The following is a 3,884-nucleotide window of genomic DNA, read 5'->3' as shown; positions in this document are numbered from 1 at the left end:
CTTGCTGAATAAATCTAAAAACCTTGTTGGATAAGACTTTTAGACTTTTTTTCCCTCAAAAAGTGCCAGCCATTGCGGGGATCGGGGGCAAAATTCAGGTACTTTTTCCCTGAAAATTAGGCAACTGACTACCTCAAAATCGGTAAAACCCCACACCCCACACCCCACACCCTGCCCCCACCGAAAAGCTTTTTGCCGCAAACCCTAGATAGTTTTTCTCGAAAAGTTAACGGCTGATTGTCGGGAAGAATAAGTAAGATACACTGATATTAATCTCTCTCTGGGAATTAAGTAGGTAGGCGTTAAAAATTATCAGATGCCCCCCTTATTAAGGGGGGATTAAGGTAGGGTTGATTCATGGTAGGGTTGATTCATGAATCAACCCTACTAGGGGGTAGGGTAGGGCTGATTCATTCTCTGAATCTAATTCTTTTTTTGCTACCTTTAATCGCTTATGCGGTAAGCAAAGCACGACGTTTTTAGAAATTTTCAGATATTTATTCCGAGAAATCGACTAAAAACGTTGCCAGATAAAGATTTGAGAGAATGACATTTGAGAGAATGAAACGACCCTAGGGATTAAGGGCGGATCCCCCCGCCTATCGGCACCCCCCTTATCAAGGGGGGCAGGGGGGATCGAACCTAAAATCCATTTTTAATTTAATTATAACCAGCTACTTAGCCGATGAATATTAGCAAAACTTGCTTTATTTGCTGCTTATTATCTCAATTTTTTGGCAATGCAGCCGCGAGTTTAGCCGTGACTAAACTCGATTTTGATGCCGGTCAACCCCTAACAAATCAAGTGGTTAGATCGGGGAAAATTAAGGTACAAGTTAGCTATCAACCCATCGACCTAAACGAGAGAGTTGATGATAATTATGATATTAATAATGTTTCTTATCAAATCTTTTATAACGAGCAACTTTATCAGCAAAATAGCGAGTATAGTGCCTTTGGCTCTGGCTATGTCGAATTAATAGATTTAGATAATAATGGCATCGATGAGATTATCGTCTCCACCTATAGCGGCGGCGCTCATTGCTGCACATCTTTGGTAATTTATACTTGGCAAAAAGATAAATTTATTAGAGAAGAAACGGGTTTTTTAGATGGTAGTGGTGGTTCCTTTGAAGATTTAGATGGAGATAATAATTATGAATTTGTCACCGTTGATAATGCTTTTTTGTATGCTTTTAGTTCCTACGCCGCCTCTTTTCCTCCCTCGAGAATTTATACTTTTCAACAGGGTAAATTAGCGGATGTCACCAGAAAATATCCCCAAGAATTAAGAAAAACTTTAGCAGCAATGTTGAAAGCTTTTCAGTTAGCTAAAAAAGAAAAAGCCGAAGTTAATGGCATTTTGGCCGGTTATGTGGCACAGAAAATTCTCCTGGGAGAATACGAAGAAGCTTGGCAATTTCTCCTCGCTAATTACGATAAAAACTCCGATTGGGGTCTCGATATCCACGGCCAAAGTATAGCGCTCGGCAAATATCCAGACTTTCCCGCTGCCCTGAGCGCTTTTCTCCTGAAAAATGGCTACTTAGGGTCTGCTGAAAAAGTTTGTTGGTGGGGGCAGGGTGTGGGGTGTGGGGTGTGGGGTGTAGGGTTTTCCCGATTTTGAGGTAGTCAGTTACCTAAAATTCAGGGAAAAAGTCCCTGAATTTTACCCGCGATCACTCCAATGGTCAGCACTTTTTGAGGGGAAAAAAGTCTAAAAACCTTATCCAACAATGTTTTTAGATTTATTCCAGCAAACCCTAAGTAGAGGCGATAAAATTCCCTGTTCCAGGAGGGTTTTTTCGGCTGGTGGCAGTAAGCAATCAAACCAGAGAGGAGATTAAGGCAGAAATTAACAGAGCTACCGTGGCGGGAATGTTCAACGGAAGTTTCCCTTTGACAAAAAGCGACAACCTCTGCTGTGGCAGAATCTGTATGGGGGAACTTCCGCTAAAAACAGACAAATTTAACGGAGTTCGCGGTTCGGCATCACGCTTCGAGCGAGCGGCTGTTAATAGCCTTGAACTCAATCAACCACCACAACCACCACAACCACCACAACCACCACAACCGCCACTGCCGCCGCCACTGCCGCCATCACTGCCGCCACTGCCGCCATCACTGCCGCCATCACTGCCGCCACCACTGCCGCTACCACTGCCGCTACTAGCAGCGGCTATGGGAGTCAGCATTTGATACAAGTCTGCTAAAGCCATATCCGCCATCAGAACTGTTGCTCCAAACAACGCCACCGCAAGCACAAGTTCAGAATCGCTGCTATTGGCTGTTTTTAAAGGTTGTAAGCGATTTGTTAAATCATTAAAAATGATCTCTCCATAACGGCTGCGCTTGCACTGTGGTTTGACAAAAAACCTTGCTCCCAAAACTAGAAGCCCAAATATACAGATGAGAAGTAAACCAACTGGCTTATCGCGAGAAATTCCCACAGCCATTTTGCACAAGCCTATTCCTAGAAGAATAACCACAATCAATGATGGATAAATTTGGGCTTTGAATGCTTGGGCATCGCTCAGAAACAAACCAAGCTGTTCTAGGCGGGAACGAATGCTATCTTTCATTACTTTAGACTTCTGGAAAACCTGTTCAATTGCCCCATCAGTGGCCAAAATATCTTGGGCGACCGCCTTTTCTACAGGATCGGCAATAGCATCGATCTTTCCTGTCACCACCAGTTTGCTTTGTGTTCTTCCAAATGGTGATTTTTCCTTTAATACCTCCACATAGCCTTGTTTTACCAAACTGGCGATTGCGGCCATAATCAGGCGATCATTGCCCCCCGCCAAGAAAGCTATCTCGTAAGTATTTAAATCAGGTTGCTGCTTTGTATTAGCGCTAACTAGGCACAGTGAAAAACGTAGCCAGGCTGCCAAAGCGATTCCCATCACTACTAGGGAAATATAGAAGGTTAAAAATTCCGGACCTGTAAAATTCATTGGGTTAGGAATTTGGGAGATTATCTGACAGCTAGTTATCATCAGTGAAAGGAAGACTAAAAAGGTAAAGATGCCTATTTTTCGCAGTTGTGGTTTGAAGGAGACTGTGAAATTAGGTTTTGACAAAACCCAGCTTTGTTGAGTGTTGATCCGGATAAAATGCAAATCTCGCCCGAATCGGTCTTTGGGTTTAGGCCAAATATCTATTGGCGGAATATGTCCAAAAAACTGTTCGTAACTTTCTAGCGTCTTGCTATACCAACTGCCAAATTTTAATTGCTCGGATGAACCCCCACGAGTCGGCTCGTGATGTAATGTGGTTTGCAAAATTTTGGGACAGAACTCTTGCCAGTACAATCGCGTATAGGTCAGATGTAAATGCCAAACTTGATCGATTTGGTCGGATGGCGTGACCGGATGTCCTGCTGCAACGGCTAGAAATATAAACTTTTTGTATTCCTCGATCGCTCTCTGAGTATAGCCTAAGGACCAGCCGTTATCTTTTGCTAATCGTTGGCTGAAAGATAATTGACTATCTGGCCGATCCAAGGCAAATGCCTGAATTCTTTTGTATAGCTCTGTCTGTTGAAAGTTCATCGTCCCTAATGGGCTATCCATAAACTGGGCCTCCCGAAAAAAACTGTTTCTAGTCGTTTATTTAGGCCGAAGAGGCTTAACTGTGCGTGAAGTTTAAATTTCTTTACCGAAAAATTGGGTTTAAAGCCTCGCCCTTTGAGGGCGACTTTATAGGATGTATGATATTAAGAATAGGGGGCCGGGTAAGCAACCGCTTAAAAAACCCAGTCATCAACCGATGAACGCACCTTGAAAACTAGAGTTATGGGGTTCTCTAGGGGAATGCTCCTATAGGTAAAAGCTCTAAGCGTCAAGTACCAAAGAAACCAATTATTTTAGAGGTTTTGAACT

2 protein-coding genes and 1 pseudogene are annotated in these 3,884 nt (G+C 43.0%); 1 reads left to right on the top strand and 2 read right to left on the bottom strand.

What is annotated here, in order from left to right:
* The first annotated feature begins 685 nt into the window (after nt 1–685).
* Nucleotides 686–1,627 carry a hypothetical protein gene (locus tag PX481_RS07575; protein ID WP_288094212.1) on the top strand — a complete coding sequence of 314 codons (942 nt, stop codon included), beginning with the start codon at nt 686–688 and terminating at the stop codon, nt 1,625–1,627.
* Nucleotides 1,628–1,794: 167 nt separating this feature from the next.
* Here the strand turns inward: PX481_RS07575 and PX481_RS07570 are convergent.
* Together PX481_RS07570 and PX481_RS07565 are read right to left on the bottom strand one after the other, a co-directional pair.
* Nucleotides 1,795–1,893, bottom strand: a pseudogene (locus PX481_RS07570) (IS982 family transposase); the annotation flags it as partial.
* 140 nt (nt 1,894–2,033) lie between these two features.
* The gene (locus PX481_RS07565; protein WP_002756618.1) at nt 2,034–3,575 is read right to left on the bottom strand and encodes a TIGR04222 domain-containing membrane protein; all 1,542 of its coding nucleotides are present in this window, start codon (nt 3,573–3,575) and stop codon (nt 2,034–2,036) included.
* Between the last annotated feature and the right edge of the window lie 309 nt (nt 3,576–3,884).

The organism is Microcystis sp. M53603_WE2 (genome assembly GCF_030065435.1).
This window is presented reverse-complemented; position numbering and strand designations above follow the sequence as displayed.